The sequence below is a fragment of the Hyalangium versicolor genome, from assembly GCF_020103695.1.
GTDB lineage: Bacteria > Myxococcota > Myxococcia > Myxococcales > Myxococcaceae > Hyalangium > Hyalangium versicolor.
The window spans coordinates 688,875-712,012 of record NZ_JAHXBF010000002.1 but is presented as its reverse complement, the minus strand read 5'-3'; the positions used below and the strand labels follow the sequence as shown (position 1 = coordinate 712,012).

The following is a 23,138-nucleotide window of genomic DNA, read 5'->3' as shown; positions in this document are numbered from 1 at the left end:
TGCGATGCGAGTCATGGTGACGGGCGGTGCAGGCTATATCGGGAGCGTGGTGACGGAGGAGCTGCTGCGGGGTGGTGACGACGTCGTCGTCTACGACAGCCTCTACAAGGGACACCGCGAGGCGGTGGTGGAGGGCGCTGCCTTCGTGAAGGGGGATCTGCTCGACACCGCGCTGTTGCGAGAGACGTTCGCCCAGCACCGTGTGGAAGCGGTGGTGCACATGGCGGCGGACTCGCTGGTGGGCGAGTCGGTGAAGGAGCCCGCGAAGTATTACCGAAACAACGTCCTCGGAGGCCTCAGCCTGCTGGACGCGATGCGCGGCTCGGGGGTGTCCTCGCTGGTCTTCTCCTCCACGGCTGCCGTCTATGGCGAGCCGGCCAAGCAGCCCATCGAGGAGACGGATCCGACCCAGCCCACGAACCCGTATGGAGAGACGAAGCTGGCCTTCGAGCGGGCACTGCGCTGGTACGAGGGCGCCTATGGGCTGAAGTTCGTGAGTCTGCGCTACTTCAACGCTGCGGGAGCTACCGAGCGCAGCGGCGAGCGCCATGATCCCGAGACGCACCTCATCCCGCTCGTGCTGCAGGCTGCGGCGGGCCAGCGCCCGGAGATCACCGTCTTCGGAGACGACTACCCCACGCCGGATGGCACCTGCGTGCGCGACTATGTCCACGTCGTGGATCTGGCGCAGGCGCACGTGCTCGCGCTGCACGCGTTGGCCAAGGGGCACCCGAGCTCCATCTACAACCTGGGCTGTGGAGGAGAGGGCTACAGCGTCAAGCAGGTCATCGACTGTGCCCGCCGCGTCACGGGAAGGGAGATTCCCGTGCGCCTTGGGGCACGCCGGCCGGGGGATCCGGCGGTGCTCATCGCCAGCTCCGCGCGCATCATGCGCGAACTGAACTGGCGTCCCCAGCAGCAGAAGCTTGAGGCCATCGTGGAGTCAGCCTGGAGTTGGATGCAGCGGAGGCGCTCGAATCCGTAGGCGAACGAGGCCTGATCAGCAGCTTCCCCACTTGGCGCCGTAGTAGTTCCAGTGGTGCTGATGGCAGTAGTATTCCCCGTAGTTGGCGCAGTTGTTGTACACGACGCTGCGGAACGGACCTCGCCAGATGTTGCCGGCGTTGTCGTAGCACTTCACGTAACAACACGCTGACTCGGCCGAGACGTTCCCGTCCTCGGGCGGCTGCTGGGGCGAGCTGGAGTCGACGGGCTGCGAGTCATCCAGGGACTCGGGTTCGACGCCTCCACACCCTACGGCGAGGGTGGCACCCACCATGAGGAGGCACAGGCTGCGGAAGGCCTTCGACGCTTTCAAGGGGCTGCTCGGATTGCGGACCATGACGGGGTTCTCCACGCGGAGGTCTTCCGCTGAGTGCGTCCCGCTCTCATAGCGGGCGGCACACTCACTCAAAGCAATCCGAGTGCCACGCCCGACTCCCAAGGATCGAGCCGAGATCCGAAGCTCCTCCGAGCACGCCATGCCAGCAGCCCTCCAAGCACGCGGCACGGACGCAGCTTTCCACCACACCCGTGCAACATCCCGGAGCCGAAGGAATCCGGCCACCTGGCTGTCATTGAAGGATGAAGCGTGGCTTTTTGAGTCGGGAGAGCCCGAGGCCGAATCGGTAGACTGCCCGTCCTTCTTGGCATCCAGCCGAGGAGGATTCCCAAAAGGTCCCCCCATGTCCCGAAAGTCCATGTCGATGCTGGCTGGTGTCGTTGGCCTCTCCTTGATGCTCGTCGCATGCGGAGGCGTTGAAGCCGTGGACGAAACTCCCGCGACGGGCACCCTCGACAGCGTCGAGCAGAACCTGGAGCCCGTTCCCGCCTGTGTCATCGGGGACTCGCTGGTCTACTGGAGCGAGGTTGCCACTACGTGCGGCACGTGTACCGTGTCGCGGAAGCCCGGGCAGTACGTGAATGGCTACGCGGCCTGTGCCAGCAACATCGCCGGGACGAGGTCGCTCATCTCCCGCACCTGCACGCAATGTGAGCTGCTCTGAGCGCATCTTCGCTCGCCGATGAGGTCCGTGCATGCTCTCCGCCCCCTCCACAGAGGGCGGAGTTGCAGCCACCCGGCCCTGGGATAGAACCGGATCGTGCGGAAGATCCTCTACCTTGAACCCGTGGGCGGCATCGCGGGAGACATGTTCCTCGCGGCCGGAGTCGATCTGGGCGTATCCCCCGAGGCCATCGCCCAGGCCCTCAGCGGACTGAAGGTGCCCGGCTGGAAGCTGGCGGTGAGCCGGGCGGTGCGCCACGCCATCAGCGGCACGCATCTGGACGTGCTGCTGGACGAGCGCGAGCCCCACCCGCACCGCGCCTACTCCGACATCCAGCGGCTCATCGAGGCAGCGGACACGCTTTCGGCGAAGGCGAAGGCCCGCGCCCTGGCGGTATTCCGCGCCGTCGGCGAGGCCGAGGCGAAGGTGCACGGAGTGTCCATCGAGGAGATCCACTTCCACGAAGTGGGAGCCGTGGACTCCATCGTGGACATCTGCGGCGCGGCGGTGGTGCTGGAGTTGCTCGGAGACCCGGAGGTACACGCGGCGCCGCCGCCGCTGGGCAGCGGTACGATCCGAGTGGCGCACGGGAGCATGCCCATCCCCGTGCCGGCGACGCTGGAGCTGCTCCGGGACGTGCCGGTGCGCTTCGAGGGAGTCGGGGAGCTGACGACGCCCACGGGCGCGGCGCTCCTGAAGGTGCTCACGCGCATCGGCCATCCGCCGGACTTCATCGTGGAGCGGGTGGGCTACGGCGTGGGGACGAAGGACTTCAAGGATCGCCCGAACGTGCTGCGCGCATCGCTCGGGCGCGCGGAGGCGCAGGCCCAGGGACTCTGGGTGCTGGAGGCGAACCTGGACGACAGCACGCCGCAACTGCTGGGCTACCTGGTGGAGCGGTTGCTGGCGGTGGGCGCGTTGGATGCGTGGGTGACGCCCGCGGTGATGAAGAAGGGGCGGCCCGGGCATCTGCTCAGTGTGATGGTGGAGGGCGGCAAGCGCGAAGAGGTGATGGAGGTGGTGCTGCGCGAGTCCACCACGCTCGGGGTGCGCTTCCACCGGGTGGAGCGCCAGGCGCTGGAGCGGGACTGGGTGGAGGTGGAGACGCCCTGGGGCCGGGTGCGAGTGAAGCGCGGCCTGCGTGGCGGCGAGGTGCTCAACGTGCACCCGGAGTTCGAGGATTGCCGCCGGGTGGCCGAGGCAGCGCAGGTCCCGGTCAAACAGGTGATGGCAGCGGCGATGGCCGCACTGTCGCGAGGGTGATCCGGCGTCCCTGCCTCTCCGCTGGTATGTGCGCGGCGGACCTGCTCAGGAACGCGCGGCGGTAGGACTGAGGGCTCGTGCCCACGATGCGGCGGAACTGCTCCCGAAAGGCGGCAGCCGAGCCGAAGCCGACATCGGATGCGACGCGCTCCACCGCCTGGTTTGTCGTCTCGAGGAGGAACTGGGCTCGGCGCACGCGGGCCCTCAGCAGCCACTGGAGCGGCGTGGTCCCCGTCTGCTCCCGGAAGCGGCGGCTGAGCGTCCTGACACTCATGGCGGCCTGCCGCGCGATGGCATGCAGCGTGAGTTCCTCGTGGAGGTTCTCTTCGATCCAGTGGAGGACGGACTCCAGCGATACGCCCTCCGGAGTGGGTGGTGCATGCGCGATGAACTGCGACTGGCCGCCATCCCGCTCGAGCGGCATCACGGAGAGACGGGCCGCTTCGGCAGCGACCGCCGAGCCGTAGTCCCGGCGCACGAGGTGCAGGCACAGATCGAGCCCCGCGGCAGCTCCCGCCGAGGTGAGCACCTGTCCCTCGTCCACGTAGAGCACCTCGGGCTTCACGGTGATCTTCGGGTAGCGGCGAGCCAGCTCGGAGGTGCCGAGCCAGTGAGTTGTCGCGCAGCGTCCATCGAGCAGGCCGGTCGCGGCGAGCAGGAACGCTCCGCTGCAGATCGACGCCACACGGGCCCCTGAGGCAGCCGCCTTGCGAACGGCTCGTATCAGGGGCTCGGGCACGGGGACGCTCACGTCCTCGACACCGGGGATGATGATGGTGTCCGCCCGCGCGAGCTCTCCGAGCCCGTGCTGAACGCGCAGGTGGAAGAGCCCCGTGTCCACCTCCTTCGAGACGCCGCAGACGCGAACCTGGTAGCCGGGGCTGCCTCCCGGAAGCCGCACCCGCCGGAACACGTCGCAGGGGATCGAGAAGTCGAGAGGTACCACGCCATCTGTCGCGACGATTGCCACGCGGTGCATGGCCGGAGTCTGCGGCAGGGGCGTGGCCAGAATCCAGCGAAGGTTGTCATTCTGGCCACTCGTCCAGAATGCGGGCGGCTGCCATACAGAGGGCCTCTCAAGGAGACACCTCATGACGAACCTTCCTTCCCCTCTGCAGATCGGCATGCTCATCTACCCCGGTGTCACGCTGCTCGACTTCGTCGGGCCGCTGACCGCCCTGGGCACGACTGAGAAGGTGCACCTCGTCTCGAAGACCCTCGCTCCGGTTCTCTCCGATTCAGCAGTGTCCATCGTCCCCACCGCGACCTTCGAGACGTGTCCGGCCGACCTGGACGTGCTCTTCGTTCCAGGAGGGCTCGGCACGGCCGAGGTGATGGAGGACGCGGAAACGCTCCGCTTCCTCGCGGACCGGGGGAGCCGGGCGAAGTACGTGACGTCAGTCTGCTCGGGCTCGCTCATCCTCGCGATCGCGGGCCTGCTGGACGGCTACCGGGCGACGACACATTGGTCTTCGTATGAAGTGCTCGCGGCCCTCGGCGTGGAGGTGTCTGATGAGCGGGTGGTGGTGGACCGCAACCGCCTCACGGGCGGCGGTGTGACGGCAGGCATCGACTTCGGGCTGGTGCTGCTCGCGCAGCTCCGAGGCGAGCCCCTCGCGAAGATGTCGCAGCTGGCGATGGAGTACGATCCCGCGCCGCCCTTCGATGCGGGGAGGCCGGAGAAGGCCGGCCCCGAAGCCACCGCGATGGCTCGGAGCATCGTCGCGGAGGTGCATGCGCGCACCCTCACCATCGCGGGGCGGCGAGCGTCCGCGCAGGCGCCAAGGGCACGAGGGTAGCGGTCGGCGAATCCACAGGCGTGCGGAACCGTGCGAAGGTGGAAGCCCATGGCACCTGCCTCCACCACCCCAGATCCGCGCGTCCTCGGCTCTCGAGAGGTTTCCACAGCCGCTTCCTCTGGCTCCACACTGCCGCCCTTGAGCGGCACGAAGGAGGAAGCGCGGCTGCCGCTGGTGCTCCTGGCGGTCCTGGCGCCCATCCTGCTGTTCACCCTGATCACGAGCCCGGAGGGCTACCTCAACTGGCTGCTGGAGACGGGCCCGGGGCTCATCGGCATCGCGGTGCTGGCGGGCGTCTTCCGCCGCTTCCCGATGTCCCGGTGGATCTACGTCTGCGTCTTCCTGCACGTGCTGGTGCTGACGTACGGCGCCTATTACACCTATGCGCTCACGCCGCTGGGCAACTGGGCGCGCGACACCTTCCACCTGTCGCGCAACCCGTATGACCGGTTGGGCCACTTCGTGCAGGGGTTCTTCCCCGCCTTCATCATTCGCGAGGTGCTGCTGCGGCGCACCCCGCTGCGCCGGGGCGGCTGGTTGAACTTCCTCACGGGCTCGGTGGCCCTGGCCATCAGCGCCTGCTACGAGTTTATCGAGTGGTGGGCCGCGCTCATCCTGGATCCGGAGGGCGGAGACAAATTCCTCGGCTCGCAGGGAGACATCTGGGACGCGCAGTGGGACATGTTCATGTGTCTCATCGGTGCGACCCTGGCCATGGTGTTCTTCTCGCGCGCCCACGATCGCAGCATCGAGCGGCTGGTCTCCCGCACCGCGACGCCCGGAACACCTCCTGCCTCGGCCTGAAGCAGGAGGGCCCCGAATCCTATTCAGCTACCCGGAGGTCGCGGGCTCACTGGGGACGGGCAGCGGCCAGCGGGAGAAGGCCTTCACCCAGGCCCGGCGCAGGTAGTCCAGCGCTTCGAACTTCTCCGCCTCGCTGAGCCCCTGCGCATCTGCGGGCGTCTGGGACCACCACGCGAAGTTGAAGAGCACCAGCGCCCGGTGCTCCTTCACCGCGCCCGGCTCCAGCGAGCGCAGCGTCCGAAGTTGCCCGGCCAGGGGAGCCCCGAGTGTCGTCTCGGGACCGCGATACCGCGGGCCGTAGTGAGCCTCCGTGAACCGGATGGGCCCCGAGATGCGGCGGTTGAACTCCGCGAGTTGCTCCGCCGGCACCCAGAGCTCCTTGTGCAGGCCACCGCCCACGGTGTGGACCTCGAAGCCCTCGAGGTACGCCGTGCTCACGTCGAACTCGGTGATGAAACCCGCATACCCAGAGCCCGGATCCGGCGTGTTCCAGCCCCGGGCGATCTGCCGCGCATACTCGTCGTTCATCACCGGGTAGAAGATGGGCTGATCCGGCAGCCGTGGCGGGAAGCCGGTGCACTCGCTGCCGAGCACCAGCTCCGCCTCCTTCAAGCCCACCGGGCGATACAGGGTGCGAGTGGCCATCAGAAGTCCGTGCCGTCCGCGCGCTTCCCAGGCGAGGTACTGAGCCCCGCGGGCAGCAAGTCGTGGCGAACCCATGCGCCCGTGTTCGAGCCATCCGGGCTGCGGTTGTATGAGAAGCCCTGGTACGTGTCCTGGTAGTGGTAGCTGTCCTGCACGGTGTTGTCGGGCTTCACCAGATACACCGTGTCACCGGTGCTCCCCACGTTGACGCCGCGGTTGAACCGCAGCCCGTCACCCCCGTTGGCGTAGTCCACGTTGGTCCCACCCGTGGGCACAGCCGAAACGCCCGAGTAGACGACGTACACCTTGCCTGGAGCCAGCGTCGTCCCCGCGGGGAAGACATGCCGCGCGGGCTTGGCGCCGGAGTACGACTCCGCGTCGTGCAGCTTCCAGCCGCTCAGGTTGACGGTCGAGTTCGTCGTGTTGAGGACCTCCACGAACATCTGATCGAAGTCCACTTGTCCCGTGCTGGGGTTGTTGTTGGGTTGGGGCAGGAACTCGTTGATGAACACCGCAGGCGCCACGGGCGGCTGCGACACCACCTGCGAGAAGTCGAACTGGCTCACGATGGGGTAGTGATCGGACGTCGTGCTGCCGTAGCTGGCGATGTTCGGGTGCACCACGGTGGCGGAGTTGCTCACGTAGCTGACGGCCAGCTCGTTGGTGACCAATTGGTGATCGATCACGTTGGTGAAGCCCACCGAGCTGCCCATGTTGGCCTGCGAGAGCGGCAGGGTGAGGTACGTGTACTCCGAGGGAGCGTCCAGGAAGTTCTGGTAGGGCGAGGGCAGGTAGTTGCCGGTGGTGGTGTCCTTGGCGATGGACACGTCCACGTCGTCGTTCCAGTCGCCCAGGACGATGGCGCGCGAAGTGGGCAGGTACGTGTCCAGGTACTGCTTGAGCGCCACGCCCGCGCGCTGGCGCTGATCATAGTCTGCCCGAGCGGTGTCAGCCTTCATGTGCAGCACGATGACCGTCAGGTCCACGCTCTTCGCCGAACGGGTGATCCGCAGATCCACCCGTAGCGGAGGACGGCCCGCGAAGTCGCTCGAGTTCGAGCCGAGGATCACCTCCTTGTTCACCACGCTCACCACATTCGACTTGTAGAGCACGCCCACCTTCTGCTCGTTGATGGTGTAGTAGGTGCTGCCGTTCGTGACGCTCGAGTCATTGGCGAGGAAGCCGTCGTAGCCTGTCAGCCCCGTCTTCAGGCTGTTGAACTGGTTGACGTCGACGATCTCCGCCACTCCCAAGACGTCCGGATTGATGTCGCTGATGACCGTGCGCGCGTTGGTGAGCTGGAGTGGATCGTTGGTAGGCCCCTCGGTGGTGCTCCCGAACCACTCGATGTTCCAGTTGGCCACCTCGAGTGGGAACGGCGTGCCCGCATCCCCGGTGCCGCCATCCGGCGTCCCGCCATCCGGGTTGTTGCTCCCCACCTTCACCGTGAACGACCACGTGGCCAGCGCCCCGTTGTTGTCCTGCACGCGCACGGTGACCGGATAGCCTCCCAGGCCTTGGGGAACTCCCGAGAGCGTTCCCTCCTCCGACAAGGACAACCCCGGGGGCAGCGAGCCATTCACCAGCGACCACCGCAGCGGAGGCATGCCGCCCGTCGCGCTCAGCGTGAAGTCGTACGCCTTCCCCGAGGAAGCCTCGAGCAGTACCAAGGGGGCGATCACGGGAGCCGCGTAGACCTTCAGCGCGTAGTCCCTCGAGTCCGTCAGGCCCGTGGCATCCGTGACCTTGATGGCGAGCGTGAACTCGCCCTCGGCGTTTGCCGGCCCCTTGAGCTGCCCCGTGCCCGTGTAGAACGAGAATCCATCCGGCACCGCCCCGATCGTGTAGCGCAAGGGGGCAACGCCTCCGCTCGCGGCGAGGCTCTTCTCGTAGGCCAGCCCGACTGTCGTGGGCGGCAATTCGATGTCAGGCAGTTGCGGCCCTTCGGGCTCATCTCGTCCACTGCAAGCACACAGCACGGTGAGGACGACGAGAACCCTCGCCACTCGGGCGAAATGCATAGGCAGACACTCCGGAAACAGGGCCCTTGGCTCCAGGGGCCCAACCATGAACAACACTCTACAGCCGCCCGGCTCCCGGACGTGAAATGCACTTGCCGTGAAGAACCCTCGCTGCAATCGCGGCGGCGCTCCTGCGTTCCTCCTTCAGCAGGAAAGCTTTGCGCTCGCGCCGGGCGTGAAGTCAGATGCGCCGGATTTTCGCATCCCCTGAGTGGAGGCACCCGACATGGCCGAGCAGAAGTGGGAAAAGCAGATCATGGACTTCATCAAGCGCACCGGCGAGGAGCTCAAGCGCACGGGCGAGGAGATCAAGGTCGAGGCCCAGCGGCTCCTGGATGAAGTGAAGGACCCCGCTCGCCAGGCCAAGGTCAAGGAGACCCTCAAGGATCTGCGCGACAAGGCCTCTGTCATCACCAAGGAGGCCGCCGAGAAGCTGGAGACCGCCGTGCGCAAGGTGGAGGGCGCCGTCGGCTCCGCCCTGGACAGCTCCAAGCCCCAGGACACCGCCAAGGCCCAACCAGCCGCCGCTCCCGCTGCCGCCGAGCCCGCGGCCACTCCCAAGCCTGCCCGCAAGTCAGGCAAGACGATTGGCAAGAAGGCCGGTGCGAAGAAGGCCGCCTCGGGCGCCAAGGCCCCTGCCACGAAGAAGGCCCCGAAGTCGATTGGCCGCAAGAAGCCCTCCGCCTGATCCGCGTTCTGCCCCGGCCGCACATCTTCAATGCCAGCCCATGGGTTGGATGCTCGGCCGGGGTTCTTCCAGGCAGTTCGCGGGGTTGGAACGGTTCTGGACCCGTGACATAGTGCGAGCGTGGCCGGCACCAATGAGAAGGGAAACTTCAGCGCGAACATCGCGCAGGAAGTGATCGACGCGGCGCTCAAGAGCGTCGAGCGTCGCAATGCGCCTTCAGATTCCGAAGAGGGCCTGACGCTCGAGGTGGACTCCGCGGAGACTGCCAGCGAGGGCGAGGTGGCTCCCGAGCCCCAGCCCGAGCCCGCTTCCTCTGAAGAGTTTACCGCGCTGACCGCCGAGCTCGAGGCGGCACGCAAGGAAGTAGAGAGCCTTCGCGCCCAGCTCGAGTTCAGCCAGGGCGAGAGCCGCAAGCTGATGGAGCGCCTCAAGGACGACCACGAGCGCACCGTGCGCGCCGCGGCCGACCTGGAGAACTACAAGAAGCGCGCCCAGAAGGAGAAGGAGGAGGTCCAGAAGTTCGGCTCCGAGAAGCTGCTCAAGGATCTCCTGCCGGTGATGGACAACCTGGACCGCGCCATGGATGCCGCGACGAAGTCTCCCGACTTCGCCAGCTTCCACAAGGGCGTGGCGATGACGCGCAAGTCTTTCGAGGACACGCTGGCGCGCCACGGCGTGAAGTCTTTCAGCGCCAAGGGTCAGGCCTTTGATCCGCGCCTCCACGAGGCCATGCAGCAGGTGGAGACCGCCGAGGTTGCTCCCGGCAACGTCGCCTTCGAAGTCCTGCGCGGCTACTACCTCAACGAACGCCTGGTGCGGCCGGCCCTCGTGGCTGTCGCCCGCGCCCCGTCGCCGCCGCCCGAGCCGCCTGCGCCCGCTCCCGAGCCGGTGGCCGCGGCTGCAGAGACGAAGCCTTCCGAAACCCCCGGTGTCGGCACGGCACCGGAGGCGGGCACTTCGCCCGCCGTATCCACTGAGAACGAGCAACCCTCTGGGGGGAGTCAGTAAGACGCCATGGGCAAGGTTATTGGAATCGACCTGGGAACGACGAACTCCTGCGTCGCCGTGATGGAAGGCGGCGAGCCGGTAGTCATTCCGAACAGCGAGGGCAGCCGGACCACGCCCTCCATGGTGGGCTTCACGGACTCCGGTGAGCGGCTGGTGGGGCAGATCGCCAAGCGCCAGGCCATCACCAATCCGGAGAACACCGTCTACGCTGTCAAGCGCCTCATCGGCCGCAAGTTCGACTCGCCCGAGGCCAAGAAGGCCATCGGTGTGAGCTCCTTCAAGGTGGTCACCAGCCCCAACGGGGACGCCTGGGTGGAGATCCGCGGCAAGGGCTACAGCCCGCCGGAGATCAGCGCCATCGTGCTGATGAAGATGAAGCAGACGGCGGAGGACTACCTTGGTGAGCCTGTCACCGAGGCCGTCATCACCGTTCCGGCCTACTTCAACGACGGTCAGCGTCAGGCCACCAAGGATGCCGGCCGCATCGCGGGCCTCAACGTCCTGCGCATCATCAACGAGCCCACGGCCGCCGCGCTCGCCTACGGCCTGGACAAGGTCAAGGACAGCAAGACCGAGCGCATCGCCGTGTACGACCTGGGCGGCGGTACGTTCGATATCTCGATCCTGGAGCTGAACGCCGGCGTGTTCGAGGTGAAGAGCACCAACGGCGATACGTTCCTGGGCGGCGAGGACTTCGACCAGCGGCTGGTGGACTTCCTGGCCAAGAAGTTCGCCGAGCAGAACAACGGCATCGACTTGCGCAAGGACCGCATGGCGCTGCAGCGGCTCAAGGAGGCCTCCGAGCGCGCCAAGCACGAGCTCTCCAGCGCCTCGGAGACGGAGGTCAACCTTCCGTTCATCACCGCGGACGCCACGGGCCCCAAGCACCTCACCGAGACGGTGGAGCGCACCACCTTCGAGGAGCTGGTCGCCGACCTCATCGATCACTCCATCGAGCCGTGCCGCATCGCCCTCAAGGACGCGGGCGTCACCGCGCCGCAGATCAACCAGGTGCTGCTCGTCGGCGGCATGACGCGCATGCCGCGCGTGCAGCAGAAGGTGAAGGAGTTCTTCGGCAAGGAGCCTCACAAGGGCATCAACCCGGATGAAGTGGTCGCCGTGGGCGCCGCCATCCAGGGTGGCGTGCTCAAGGGCGAGGTGAAGGACGTCCTCCTCCTGGACGTCACCCCACTGAGCCTCGGCGTGGAGACGGCGGGCGGCGTCTTCACGAAGATCATCGACAAGAACACGACGATCCCCTGCAAGAAGAGCCAGGTGTTCTCCACCGCGGTGGACAACCAGCCGCTGGTGAGCGTGCACGTGCTCCAGGGCGAGCGCGAGATGGCGGCGGACAACAAGACGCTGGCCCGCTTCGAGCTGGTGGGCATTCCTCCGGCCCCGCGCGGTGTGCCGCAGATCGAGGTGTCCTTCGACATCGACGCCAACGGCATCGTCCACGTGAGCGCCAAGGACCTGGGCACCGGCAAGGTCCAGCAGGTGCGCGTGGTGAGCAACTCCGGCCTCTCCGAGGCGGAGATCCAGGGGATGATCGCCGACGCCCAGGCGCATGCCGTGGACGACAAGAAGAAGAAGGAGCTCGCCGATCTGCGCAACAACGCCGACGGGCTCATCTACACCACGGAGAAGAGCCTCGAGGAGTACGCCACCCTGCTCTCGGAGAAGGACCGCGACGAGATCAAGGCGGACCTCGATCGGCTCAAGGAAGTGCTCAACTCCGGCGATCCCGCCACGCTGAAGGAAGCGTTCCAGCGCCTGGAGGGCAGCGCCTACCGCATCGCCGACGCCATCTACTCCGGCGAGGCGAAGTCCGGCTCCTGAGCGAGCCATCCGCGGTGGATCCGGCCCACGTCCGATGAGGCGTGGGCCATTCCGCCCACATGTGCGCCCTTCGAGAATGCGCGTCCTGTTGACGCGTCGCGCGGTCGTGGCCTCGGACGTACTCCGAGGGGCCACCCTCCTACCGCGGGGCTGTCGAGAGACTGTGCGGTGGTAAGCAGGTACCTTCCAGGGAGATTTCGAGGTCGGGAGTGATCGCCATGGCTGCGGTCACCGCTCGCTGGGAGCACATTCATGTTGGATATCCCGGGCTACCGAGTACTGGGGACGATCCGAGCCACGGGCTCCAACGCGTTGTTCCACGCGATGAGGGAGGCCGATGGGCTGCCGGTCATCATCAAGACGCCGATGATGCCGTCCCCTGGCCCTCGTGAGCGCGAGCGGTATCTCCGCGAGTTCGGCATCCTGCAGCGGCTGAGGGACGTGAAGGGGGTAGCTCGGCCGTATGCGTGCGAGCGCATCCACGAGAGGCCGGTGCTGTTGCTGGAGCGGGTGCAGGGCGAGGCGTTGTCAGAGGTGGTGGGCCGCCCCCTGGATGTCCCGCGCTTCTTGAGCGTGGCGCTGTCGCTGGCCAGCACGTTGGCGGAGATCCACAACCGCAATGTGATCCACAAGGACATCAAGCCCTCGAACATCATCCTGGAGCCGAGCGGCGAGGCCCGGCTGATCGATTTCGGGGTAGCGACGGTCCAGAAGGTGGAGCACCTGTCAGCGGCCCCTGTGCATCTGATCGAGGGAACGCTGGCGTACATGTCTCCGGAGCAGACGGGGCGGATGAACCGGGCGGTGGACTACCGCACGGACTTCTATTCGCTGGGCATCACATTGTACGAGCTGTTGACGGGCCGGAGGCCATTCCAGGGGAAGGATGCACTGGAGTGGTTCCACGCGCACATGGCGCAGACGCCGCGTGCGCCACACGAGCTGAACGAACAGGTGCCAGCCGCGCTGTCAGCGATCGTGATGAAGCTGCTGGCGAAGACGGCCGAGGATCGCTACCAGAGCGCCGAAGGGCTGAAGGCGGACCTGCAGCTGTGCCGAGAGGCGCTGGGGCAGAGTTCGTCGAGCGCATTCGTTCCAGGCGAGCAGGATGTGGCCCAGCGGTTTCAGTTGCCGCAGCGGCTGTATGGGCGTGAGGAGCAGGTCTCCTCGCTGCTGAAGGGCTTCGAGCGGGTGGTGGAGACGGCGCGGCCCGAGTTGTTCGTGGTGAGCGGTTACTCGGGCATCGGCAAGTCATCGGTGGTGAATGAGTTGCACAAGCCGGTGGTGCAGCGGCGCAGCTTCTTCCTGACGGGCAAGTTCGATCAGTTCCAGCGGGACGTGCCCTACGCCACCATCGCGCAAGCCATTCGAGGGCTGGTGCAGCAGTTGCTGGCGGGGAGCGAGGAGGAGCTGACGCAGTGGCGCAGCCGTATCAACCAGGAGTGGGAGGGGCACGGGCAGGTGCTGGTGGAGTTGGTGCCGCAGTTGGAAGTGCTGGTGGGTCCACAGTCGCCGGTGCCGGAGGTTTCCGTCGCCGAGGCCCAGCACCGCTTCCGGCGGGTGGTGCGGCAGTTCCTGGGAGTCTTCGCGCGCCCCGAGCACCCGCTGGTGGTGTTCCTGGATGATTTGCAATGGGCGGACCTGGCCAGCCTGAAGCTCATCGAGCAGTTGCTGTCCCAGAAAGAGACGCCGCCGGTGCTGTGGATCGGTGCGTACCGAGACAACGAGGTGAGCTCGTCGCACCCGTTGGTGTCGGTGTTGGAGGAGGTGCGCAAGGCGGGCGCGCGCATCACCGACATCCGACTGGAGCCGCTGAGCCTGGAGCAGGTGGAGGAGCTGGTGGCGGACACGCTGCCGGGGGCCGGAGAGCAGCTGGTGATGCCGCTGTCGAAGCTGGTGCACGAGAAGACAGGAGGCAATCCCTTCTTCCTGCTGCAGTTCATGGAGACGCTCAACCAGGACGGTCTGCTGGTGCGCACCCCCGGTGGTGGAGGTGGATGGCGCTGGAGTCCCGAGGAGGTGCAGGCGCGGGGGTACTCGGACAACGTGGTGGATTTCATGGTGGGCAAGCTGCGCCAGTTGCCTGCCGCCACCCAGCAACTGCTGCGGCTGGCCGCGTGCGTGGGCAATGTCTTCCCGCTGTCGGTGTTGGGCACCCTGGCCGGTGTGAAGGGGGCCGTGGAGGTGGAGCAGGGGCTGGAGCCATCGCTCCAGGAAGGGCTGCTGATGCGCGCGGGCCCGGAGCAATATCGCTTCCTGCATGACCGGATCCAGCAGGCGGCCCATGCGCTCATCTCGGAGAATGAGCGCCAGGTGCTGCATTTGAGGATCGGCCGGCTGATGCTGGAGAGCCTGTCGCCAGAGCAGCTGCGCGAGAACCTCTTCGACGTGGTGAGCCAGTTCAACGCGGGAGTGGATCTCATCGAGGAGCCCTCGGAGCGTCATCGCCTGGCTCGGTTGAATGCCGAGGCGGGAATGAAAGCTCGGGCGGCGGTGGCGCTCCGTCCCGCCAACACCTACTTCACGCAGGCCTTCGCGCTCATTCCGGGAGAGCCGTGGGCCACGGACTACGCGCTGGCCTTCCAGGCGCGAATGGGCCGAGCCCAGTGCGAGATGGTGAGCGGCAATCTCCAAGGAGCGCGCGAGCTGGCGGAGGAACTCCGCGCCAGGGCTCTCAATCATGCGGACATGACGGCCGCCTGCTGCCTGCTGGCGGATTGCTTCATGTCGACGGGGGATATCCCTTCCTCCACCGCTACCATGCTGGAGTGCGTGGAGACGCTGGGCATGCAGCTGCCCACGCGCCCGACGTGGGAGCAGGCGTCGGAGGCCCACGACGAGGTGCGGAAGCTGCTGGGAGCGCGCCCCATCGAGAGCCTCCTCGACATGCCTCGGATGACCGACCCCGAGATTCAGGTGAGGATGCGCGCGCTGGCCGTGCTCTTCCCGAAGGCCTACGTCACCGACAACGCGTTGCTCACCATCGTCCTGAGCCGCATGGTCGCGCTTACCTTGCAGCACGGCTTCGTGGACGATGCGGTGGTGGGCTTTGCCTGGTTCGGCGAGCTGACGGTCGCCTTGTTCAAGCAATACCAGGAGGGCCATGCTTGGGTGGTGCTCGCGCGCTCTCTCGTGGAGCGCTACAAGCTGGAGTCCTACCGGAGCCGTGTCGTCCTGGCCCTGCAGGGAATCAGCTATTGGACGGCGCCGCTCTCCACCGTTCAGGAGATCACCCTCTCGGGTTTCCAGCACTCGCTCCAGTCAGGTGAATTCTACTGGGCCAGTTACTTCGCCAGCGCGCTCGTGTCGAACCGGATTGCGATGGGGCACGACCTGGAGGACGTCCTCCAGGAATCCGTCGCGCACATGGACTTCGCGCGCAAGGTGGGCGTCTTGGACGCTGTGGATGGACTTCGACTCTCGCAGGCCTTCATCCGGCAATTGAGGGGAGAGTCGAGCGCGTTCGGTACGTTGACATCCGACGGCTTCGACGAGAAGGAATACGAAGCGAGACTGACGTCCACGCGCATGAGCACCACGCAAGGGGGCTACTGGGTCCAAAAGCTCCGGGCGCGCTTCGTGGCGGGTGCCTACCAGGAGGCGTTGGAGGCCGCGGAGAAGGTGGGCGAGTTCCTCTGGGCCATGCACACCACCCTCGGGGTGAGGGATTACCACCTCTACCGTGCTCTCACGCTGGCGGTAGGTTTCGAGGAGTCCTCACCGGAGCAGAAGGAGCTGCTCCTCCGCGAGATCCACCGCCATCGCGAGCAATTGGAGGAGTGGGCGGAGCAATGCCCTGAGGGCAGCCGCGCGGTAGAGCGGGTGGTGTCTGGAGAGCTCGCCCGTCTGGAGAGGCGGGGGGATGAGGCCACGCGCGCCTACGAGGAGGCCATCCGGGTGGCTCGGTCGAGTGGGGCTCCCCAATACGTGGGATTGGCCAGCGAGCTGGCGGCGAACTTCTGGCGTTCGAGGCAGGCGCCCATCGTCGCGCACACCTTCGCGCGTGAGGCCCGGGCGGCGTATCTGCAGTGGGGTGCGCTGGCGAAGGTCCAGCAACTGGACTCCTTGTGGCCGAACCTCGGGCCCGCGTCGTCACCCGCGTTGGAGACGCAGACGAGCAGCACGGACACCACGCGGATCGATGCGCTGACGGTGGTGAAGGCGCAGCAAGCCATCTCCGGGGAGATCGTCCTGGAGCGGTTGGTGACGACGCTGGTGAGAGCAGCCATCGAGAACGCGGGCGCGCAGCGGGGAGCCCTGCTGTTGCCAAGCGGAGACACGTTGTCCGTGATGGCTACCGCCACCAGCGCTTCTTCAGCCAACGTGGCGGGGCCGTCCACCGATGCGAGCTCTCATCGAGAGCTGCCGTGGACGATCCTGTCCTATGTGAGGAGGACCCAGGAGCCCGTGCTGATCGGGGATGCCACGAGGCCGCATCCATTCTCGGGGGATGAGTATCTGGCGCGCAGCAAGGCCCGGTCGGTGCTGTGCCTGCCGCTGATGAGGCGGGAGCAGTTCACCGGAGTGCTGTACCTGGAGAACAACCTTGCGACCAACGCGTTCAGCCCCGCGCGGCTGGCGCTGTTGGGTCACATCGCCTCGCAGGCGGCCATCTCGATAGAGAACGCGAGATTGTACGAGGATGTGCAGAAGGCAAAGCAGGAGCTGAGGCAGGCCAATGACGAGTTGGAGCAGCGTGTGGAGGAGCGCACGCGGGAGTTGAGGCAGGCACAGGCGAGGCTGGTGGATACAGCGAGAGAAGTGGGAATGGCGGAGGTGGCCTCGAACGTGCTGCACAACGTGGGCAACGTGCTGACCAGCGCGGTGATCAACCTGGAGATGATGCAGCGGGCGGTGGGTGGCTCACGGGTGGGGAAGCTGAAGCAGGCGACGAACCTGCTGTTCGAACACCGTGAGGAGCTGTCGAGCTTCCTGGCACCGGGAGCAAGGGGAGGGCACCTGCCGGAGTATCTGTCGAGGCTGGCGGATGAGCTGATGAGTCAGCAGACGCAGTTGTTGGAGGACGTGGACGCGATGGGGAGGCACGTCGAGCACATCCGAGCCATCGTGCAGGTGCAGCAGACGTACGCGAAGAGCTCGCTGATGACGGAGGAGTGCGACCTGGTGCAGCTGGTCGAGGATGCGCTGAGAATCCAGATGGCGGCGCTGCAGCGGCACGGGGTGAAGGTGCTCAAGGAACTGGAGCCCGTGGGCCGGCTGAAGGTGGACAAGCACAAGGTGCTGCAGATCCTCATCAACCTGATCAGCAACGCGAAGTACGCGCTGGATGCGAAGCCGGAAGAAGAGAGGCAGCTCCGGGTGAGACTGATGGCGGAAGGCGCGCTGGTGCGCCTCCAGGTGGCGGACAACGGGATGGGGATCTCCGAGGAGGCGCGGGAGAGACTGTTCTCGCACGGGTTCACCACGCGTAAGGACGGGCACGGCTTCGGACTGCACTCGAGCGCGCTGGCGGCGCAGATGCTGGGAGGGCGCCTCATGCTGGAGAGCGAGGGGCCGGGCAAGGGCGCCGTGGCCACCCTGGAACTTCCATGCTCCTAGTCGTACCTGTGCGTCACTCCGTGTCGGATCTGCTGGTGCCCGGGCCTGAGCGGAAGTGATCTTGTGCTTCTCGGGTTGCAGTGGTGGGGATGGGTTGTCCGCGCGGATGTATTCTTTCGGATGTATCATTCCCGCGTGTGACTGAGTGGCGGTCGCATCGATCGTCCCAGTGCGAGAATCACCCTGCGAGGACCTTTTTCATGCTGGATATCCCGGGCTACCGAGTACTGGGGACGATCCGAGCCACGGGCTCCAACGCGCTGTTCCACGCGATGAGGGAGGCCGATGGGCTGCCGGTCATCATCAAGACGCCGATGGCGCCATCCCCCGGGGCTCGCGAGCACGAGCGCTACCGGCGGGAGTTCACCATCCTGCAGCGGTTGAGGGACGTGCGGGGCGTGGCTCGGCCGTATGCGTGCGAGCGCATCCATGAGCGGCCGGTGCTGCTGCTGGAGCGGGTGCAGGGCGAGGCGTTGTCAGAGGTGGTGGGCCACCCCCTGGATGTCCCGCACTTCCTGAGCGTGGCGCTGTCGCTGGCCGGTACGTTGGCGGAGATCCACAACCGCAATGTGATCCACAGGGACATCAAGCCCTCGAACATCATCCTGGAGCCGAGCGGCGAGGCCCGGCTGATCGACTTCGGAGTGGCGACGCTGCAGAAGGTGGAGCACCTGTCGGCGGCCCCCGTGCATCTGATCGAGGGGACGCTGGCGTACATGTCTCCGGAGCAGACGGGGCGGATGAACCGGGCGGTGGACTACCGCACGGACTTCTATTCGCTGGGCATCACACTGTACGAGCTGTTGACGGGCCGGAGGCCATTCCAGGGGAGGGATGCACTGGAGTGGTTCCACGCGCACATGGCGCAGACGCCGCGTGCGCCACACGAGCTGAACGAGCAGGTGCCGGTGGCGCTGTCGGCCATCGTGATGAAGCTGCTGGCGAAGACGGCCGAGGATCGCTACCAGAGTGCCGAGGGGCTGAAGGCGGACCTGCTTCGGTGCCGGGAAGAGCTGGGGCAGAGCCCGTCGAGCGCATTCGTTCCGGGTGAGCACGATGCACCGCATCAGTTCCAGTTGCCGCAGCGGCTGTATGGCCGTGAGGTGCAGGTGTCGACGCTGCTGAAGGGCTTCGAGCGGGTGGTGGAGACGGCGCGGCCCGAGTTGTTCGTGGTGAGCGGGTACTCGGGTATCGGCAAGTCATCGGTGGTGAACGAGCTGCACAAGCCGGTGGTGCAGCGACGCAGCTTCTTCCTGACGGGCAAGTTCGATCAGTTCCAGCGGGACGTGCCCTACGCCACCCTGGCGCAAGCCATTCGAGGGTTGGTGCAGCAGTTGCTGGCGGGGAGCGAGGAGGATCTGGGGCAGTGGCGCAGCCGTATCAACCAGGCATGGGAGGGGCACGGGCGGGTGCTGGTGGAGTTGGTGCCGCAGTTGGAAGTGCTGGTGGGTCCACAGCCACCGGTGCCGGAGGTCACCGTCGCCGAGGCCCAGCTCCGCTTCCGGCAGGTGGTGCGGCAGTTCCTGGGAGTCTTCGCGCGCCCCGAGCACCCACTGGTGGTGTTCCTGGATGATTTGCAGTGGGCGGACCTGGCCAGCCTGAAGCTCATCGAGCAGTTGCTGTCCCAGAAAGAGACGCCGCCGGTGCTGTGGATCGGTGCGTACCGAGACAACGAGGTGAGCTCGTCGCACCCGTTGGTGTCGGTGTTGGAGGAGGTGCGCAAGGCGGGCGCGCGCATCACCGACATCCGATTGGAGCCGCTGAGCCTGGAGCAGGTGGAGGAACTGGTGGCGGACACGCTGCCGGGGGCCGGAGAGCAGCTGGTGATGCCGCTGTCGAAACTGGTGCACGAGAAGACGGGAGGCAATCCCTTCTTCCTGCTGCAGTTCATGGAGACGCTCAACCAGGATGGCTTGTTGGTGCGCACTCCCGGGGGAGGGTGGCGCTGGAGTCCCGAGGAGGTGAAGACGCGGGGGTACTCGGACAACGTGGTGGACTTCATGGTGGGCAAGTTGCGCCAACTGCCCGCCCCCACCCAGCAATTGCTGCGGCTGGCCGCGTGCGTGGGCAACAGCTTCGCGCTTCCCATGCTGGGCTCGCTTTCGGCGCAGGGGGAAGCGGTAGAGGTAGAGCAGGGGCTGGAGCCCGCGCTCCAGGAAGGGCTGCTGATGCGCGCGGGCCCGGAGCAGTATTGCTTCCTGCATGACCGGATCCAGCAGGCAGCACATGCGCTCATCTCGGAGAATGAGCGCCAGGTGCTGCATTTGAGGATTGGCCGGCTGATGCTGGAGAGCCTGTCGCCGGAGCAGTTGCGCGAGAATCTCTTCGACGTGGTGAGCCAGCTCAACGCGGGAGTGGATCTCATCGAGGAGTCCTCGGAGCGCCATCGCCTGGCTCGGTTGAATGCCGAGGCGGGAATGAAGGCACAGGCGGCGGTGGTGTTCCGCCCCGCCAACACCTACTTCACGCAGGCCTTCGCGCTCATTCCGGGAGAGCCGTGGGTCATGGACTACGCGCTGGCCTTCCAGGTGCGAATGGGCCGGGCTCAGTGCGAGCTCGTGAGCGGTAATCTCCAGGGGGCGCGCGAGCTGGCGGAGGACCTCCGCGCCCGGTCTCGCAATCATGCGGACATGACGGCCGCCTACTGCCTGCTGGCGGATTGCTTCATGTCGGCGGGGGCCATCCCTTCCTCCACCGCTACCATGCTGGAGTGTCTGGATCGGCTGGGCATGCCGTTGCCCGCGCGTCCGACGTGGGAGCAGGCGTCGGAGGCCCACGAGGAGGTGAGGCAACTCCTGGGCAATCGCCCCATCCCGAGCCTTGCCGACCTGCCGCGGATGACCGATCCGGACATGCAGGAGAGGATGCGTGCCCTGGCCGTGCTCTTCCCGAAGGCCTACGTCACCGACAACGCGTTGCTCACCATTGTCCTGAGCCGCATGGTCGCGCTCACCTTGCAGCACGGCTTCGTGGACGCGTCGGTGGTGGGCTTCGCCTGGTTTGGCGAGTTGAGCGCCTCCCTGTTCAAGAAATACCGGGAGGGGCAGGCCTGGGTGGTGCTCGCGCGCTCTCTCGTGGAGCGCTACGAGCTGTCCATCTACCGGGGCAGGGTCATCATGGCCCTGCAGGGAATCAGCTGCTGGACGGCGCCGATCTCCACCATGCACGAGATCGCGCTCTCGGGCTTCCAGCAAGCGCTCCAGTCGGGCGACCTCTACTTCGCCACCTACTTCGGGATCATGATCATCTCGAACCGGTTGGCGCTCGGGCACAACCTGGAGGACATCCTCGCGGATTCCATGGGACGCATGGACCTGGCGCGCAAGGTGGGAGTCCGGGACTCGATGGATTTGTGCCGCGTCGCGCAGGCCTTCATCCGGAACCTGCGAGGAGAATCGAGCGCGTTCGGCTCGCTGAACTCCGAGGGCTTCGATGAGCAGGAGTACGAGGCGACGCTCACGTCCGCGCGCATGGGCACCACGAAGGGAAGCTACTGGAACCACAAGCTCCAGACGCGCTTCATGGCGGGGGCCTACCGGGAGGCCCTGGCTGCCGCTCTGAAGGTGGACGAGTTCGTCTGGGCCATGCACACCTCCGTGGGGTTGAGGGAGTACCACCTCTACCGGGCCCTCACGCTGGCCGCATGCTTCGAGGAGTCCTCACCGGAGCAGAAGGAGCAGTTCCTGCGCGACATCCACCGCCACGGCGAGCAGTTGGAGGAGTGGGCGGAGTTCGCTCCCGAGACCTTCCGTTCGGCCGAGCGGATGGTGGGGGGAGAGCTGGCGCGTCTGGCAGGGCGGACAGATGAAGCGACGCGCGCCTACGAGCAAGCCATCCGGGTGGCGAGGGAGACCGGGAGCACCCAGTACGTGGGTTTGGCCAGCGAGCTGGCGGCGAACTTCTGGCGCTCGAGGCAATCGCCCATCGTCGCGCAGGCCTTCGCGCGCGAGGCCCGGGCGGCGTACCTGCAGTGGGGTGCGTTGGCCAAGGTGCATCAACTGGACACCGCGTGGCCCAACCTCCCGCCCGCTCCGCCCCCTGTGTTGGAGACGCAGACGAGCAGCACGGATACGTCGCGGATCGACGCGCTGACGGTGGTGAAGGCGCAGCAGGCCATCTCCGGAGAGATCGTCCTGGAGCGGTTGGTGACGACGCTGGTGAGAGCGGCCATCGAGAACGCGGGCGCGCAGCGGGGAGCGCTGCTGCTGCCGAATGGGGATACCTTGTTCGTGGCGGCCACCGCTAGAGCAGTGCCCGGCGGCATGGAGGTCCCGCCCGGTGAGAGTACTCAGCGAGACCTGCCGTGGCCGATCCTGTCGTACGTGAGGAGGACTCGGGAGACCGTGCTCATCGGAGATGCGTCCAAGCCGCATGCGTTCACGGGCGATGAATACCTGTTACGCAGCAAGGCGCGCTCGGTGTTGTGCCTGCCGCTGATGAGGCAGGAGCAGTTCGCCGGAGCGCTGTACCTGGAGAACAACCTTGCGACCAACGCGTTCAGCCCCGCGAGGCTGGCGTTGTTGGGGCACATCGCCTCGCAGGCGGCTATCTCGATAGAGAACGCGAGATTGTACGAGGATGTGCAGAAGGCGAAGCAGGAGCTGAGGCAGGCCAATGACGAGTTGGAGCAGCGTGTGGAGGAGCGCACGCGGGAGTTGAGGCAGGCGCAGGCGCGGCTGGTGGACACCGCGCGGATGGTGGGGATGGCGGAGGTGGCCTCGAACGTGCTGCACAACGTGGGCAACGTGTTGACCAGCGCGGTGATCAGCCTGGAGATGATGCAGCGATCGGTGGGCGGCTCCCGTGTGGGGAAGTTGAAGCAGGCGACGAACATGCTGCAGGAGCATCGTGAGGAGCTGTCGAGCTTCCTGGCACCGGGAGCGAGGGGAGGTCACCTGCCGGAGTACCTGTCGAAGCTGGCGGACGAGCTGATGAGTCAGCAGACGCAGCTGTTGGAGGATGTGGACGCGATGGGAAGGCACATCGAGCACATCCGAGCCATCGTGCAGGTGCAGCAGACGTACGCGAAGAGCTCGCTGATGACGGAGGAGTGCGACCTGGTGCAGCTGGTCGAAGATGCGCTGAGGATCCAGATGGCGGCGCTGCAGCGGCACGGGGTGAAGGTGCTCAGGGAGCTGGAGCCCGTGGGCCGGCTGAAGGTGGACAAGCACAAGGTGCTGCAGATCCTCATCAACCTGATCAGCAACGCGAAGCACGCGCTGGATGCGAAGCCGGAAGAAGAGAGGCAGCTTCGGGTGAGGTTGGCGGAGGAGGGCGCGCTGGTGCGCCTCCAGGTGGCGGACAACGGGATGGGTATCTCCGAGGAGGCGCGGGAGAGACTGTTCTCGCACGGGTTCACTACGCGTAAGGACGGGCACGGCTTCGGACTGCACTCGAGCGCGCTGGCGGCACAGATGCTGGGAGGACGCCTCACGTTGGAGAGCGAGGGGCCGGGGAAGGGGGCCGTGGCCACCTTGGAGCTTCCTCTCGCGGGTTGAAGGCTCGC

At 66.3% G+C, this 23,138-nt stretch carries 14 protein-coding genes; 10 read left to right on the top strand and 4 right to left on the bottom strand.

The genetic code is table 11. The features are described from left to right. Positions 1-4 precede the first annotated feature (4 nt). Complete coding sequence (galE, locus tag KY501_RS06340; RefSeq protein WP_224361633.1) at positions 5-985, top strand: UDP-glucose 4-epimerase GalE; 981 nt, start codon at positions 5-7, stop codon at positions 983-985. A gap of 15 nt (positions 986-1,000) precedes the next feature. On the opposite strand, the gene KY501_RS06335 is transcribed toward galE, so the two are convergent. Next, a complete protein-coding gene (locus KY501_RS06335) occupies positions 1,001-1,342 on the bottom strand; it encodes a hypothetical protein (RefSeq protein WP_224361632.1) in 342 nt (113 codons plus the stop codon). Between the two features lie 343 nt (positions 1,343-1,685). Here KY501_RS06335 and KY501_RS06330 point away from each other — a divergent pair, with 343 nt between their 5' ends. Together KY501_RS06330 and larC are read left to right on the top strand one after the other, a co-directional pair. Further along, a complete protein-coding gene (locus tag KY501_RS06330) occupies positions 1,686-2,006 on the top strand; it encodes a hypothetical protein (RefSeq protein WP_224361631.1) in 321 nt (106 codons plus the stop codon). 96 nt (positions 2,007-2,102) lie between these two features. Beyond that, positions 2,103-3,269: a nickel pincer cofactor biosynthesis protein LarC gene (gene larC / locus KY501_RS06325; protein ID WP_224361630.1), complete on the top strand. Its 1,167-nt coding sequence runs from the start codon at positions 2,103-2,105 to the stop codon at positions 3,267-3,269. Here larC and KY501_RS06320 read toward each other — a convergent pair. Further along, positions 3,223-4,248, bottom strand: coding sequence for a GlxA family transcriptional regulator (locus KY501_RS06320; protein WP_224361629.1), 1,026 nt, complete (start codon positions 4,246-4,248; stop codon positions 3,223-3,225). The genes larC and KY501_RS06320 overlap by 47 nt on opposite strands. Before the next feature lie 112 nt (positions 4,249-4,360). On the opposite strand from KY501_RS06320, the gene KY501_RS06315 reads away from it, so the two are divergent. Both KY501_RS06315 and KY501_RS06310 read left to right on the top strand, forming a co-directional pair. Further along, the gene (locus tag KY501_RS06315) at positions 4,361-5,068 is read left to right on the top strand and encodes a DJ-1/PfpI family protein (RefSeq protein ID WP_224361628.1); all 708 of its coding nucleotides are present in this window, start codon (positions 4,361-4,363) and stop codon (positions 5,066-5,068) included. Positions 5,069-5,116: 48 nt separating this feature from the next. Beyond that, positions 5,117-5,872: a DUF2238 domain-containing protein gene (locus KY501_RS06310; RefSeq protein WP_224361627.1), complete on the top strand. Its 756-nt coding sequence runs from the start codon at positions 5,117-5,119 to the stop codon at positions 5,870-5,872. Positions 5,873-5,899: 27 nt separating this feature from the next. Here KY501_RS06310 and KY501_RS06305 read toward each other — a convergent pair whose 3' ends face one another. Continuing rightward, the gene (locus KY501_RS06305; RefSeq protein ID WP_224361626.1) at positions 5,900-6,517 is read right to left on the bottom strand and encodes a hypothetical protein; all 618 of its coding nucleotides are present in this window, start codon (positions 6,515-6,517) and stop codon (positions 5,900-5,902) included. Beyond that, entirely contained in the window at positions 6,517-8,538 is a 2,022-nt protein-coding gene (locus KY501_RS06300) for a lamin tail domain-containing protein (protein WP_224361625.1), read from the bottom strand. Before KY501_RS06300 ends, KY501_RS06305 begins: the two co-directional genes overlap by 1 nt. Before the next feature lie 226 nt (positions 8,539-8,764). Here KY501_RS06300 and KY501_RS06295 point away from each other — a divergent pair, with 226 nt between their 5' ends. The 5 genes from KY501_RS06295 to KY501_RS06275 all read left to right on the top strand — a co-directional run bounded on the left by KY501_RS06295 (position 8,765) and on the right by KY501_RS06275 (position 23,130). After that, positions 8,765-9,226: an ATPase gene (locus tag KY501_RS06295; RefSeq protein ID WP_224361623.1), complete on the top strand. Its 462-nt coding sequence runs from the start codon at positions 8,765-8,767 to the stop codon at positions 9,224-9,226. 120 nt (positions 9,227-9,346) lie between these two features. Next, positions 9,347-10,234 carry a nucleotide exchange factor GrpE gene (gene grpE, locus KY501_RS06290; RefSeq protein ID WP_224361621.1) on the top strand — a complete coding sequence of 296 codons (888 nt, stop codon included), beginning with the start codon at positions 9,347-9,349 and terminating at the stop codon, positions 10,232-10,234. Between the two features lie 6 nt (positions 10,235-10,240). Then, the gene (gene dnaK / locus KY501_RS06285) at positions 10,241-12,073 is read left to right on the top strand and encodes a molecular chaperone DnaK (RefSeq protein WP_224361619.1); all 1,833 of its coding nucleotides are present in this window, start codon (positions 10,241-10,243) and stop codon (positions 12,071-12,073) included. A gap of 252 nt (positions 12,074-12,325) precedes the next feature. Beyond that, positions 12,326-17,632: a trifunctional serine/threonine-protein kinase/ATP-binding protein/sensor histidine kinase gene (locus KY501_RS06280; RefSeq protein ID WP_224361618.1), complete on the top strand. Its 5,307-nt coding sequence runs from the start codon at positions 12,326-12,328 to the stop codon at positions 17,630-17,632. A gap of 200 nt (positions 17,633-17,832) precedes the next feature. Further along, positions 17,833-23,130: a trifunctional serine/threonine-protein kinase/ATP-binding protein/sensor histidine kinase gene (locus KY501_RS06275; protein ID WP_224361616.1), complete on the top strand. Its 5,298-nt coding sequence runs from the start codon at positions 17,833-17,835 to the stop codon at positions 23,128-23,130. Positions 23,131-23,138: the final 8 nt, after the last annotated feature.

Coding starts and splice junctions, on each gene's coding strand:
- dnaK (WP_224361619.1), top strand. CDS start 10,241: ATGGGCAAGGTTATTGGAATCGACCTGGGAACGACGAACTCCTGCGTC.
- KY501_RS06315 (WP_224361628.1), top strand. CDS start 4,361: ATGACGAACCTTCCTTCCCCTCTGCAGATCGGCATGCTCATCTACCCC.
- KY501_RS06320 (WP_224361629.1), bottom strand. CDS start 4,248: ATGCACCGCGTGGCAATCGTCGCGACAGATGGCGTGGTACCTCTCGAC.
- KY501_RS06305 (WP_224361626.1), bottom strand. CDS start 6,517: ATGGCCACTCGCACCCTGTATCGCCCGGTGGGCTTGAAGGAGGCGGAG.
- KY501_RS06310 (WP_224361627.1), top strand. CDS start 5,117: ATGGCACCTGCCTCCACCACCCCAGATCCGCGCGTCCTCGGCTCTCGA.
- KY501_RS06330 (WP_224361631.1), top strand. CDS start 1,686: ATGTCCCGAAAGTCCATGTCGATGCTGGCTGGTGTCGTTGGCCTCTCC.
- galE (WP_224361633.1), top strand. CDS start 5: ATGCGAGTCATGGTGACGGGCGGTGCAGGCTATATCGGGAGCGTGGTG.
- KY501_RS06335 (WP_224361632.1), bottom strand. CDS start 1,342: ATGGTCCGCAATCCGAGCAGCCCCTTGAAAGCGTCGAAGGCCTTCCGC.
- KY501_RS06300 (WP_224361625.1), bottom strand. CDS start 8,538: ATGCATTTCGCCCGAGTGGCGAGGGTTCTCGTCGTCCTCACCGTGCTG.
- KY501_RS06280 (WP_224361618.1), top strand. CDS start 12,326: ATGTTGGATATCCCGGGCTACCGAGTACTGGGGACGATCCGAGCCACG.
- KY501_RS06295 (WP_224361623.1), top strand. CDS start 8,765: ATGGCCGAGCAGAAGTGGGAAAAGCAGATCATGGACTTCATCAAGCGC.
- KY501_RS06275 (WP_224361616.1), top strand. CDS start 17,833: ATGCTGGATATCCCGGGCTACCGAGTACTGGGGACGATCCGAGCCACG.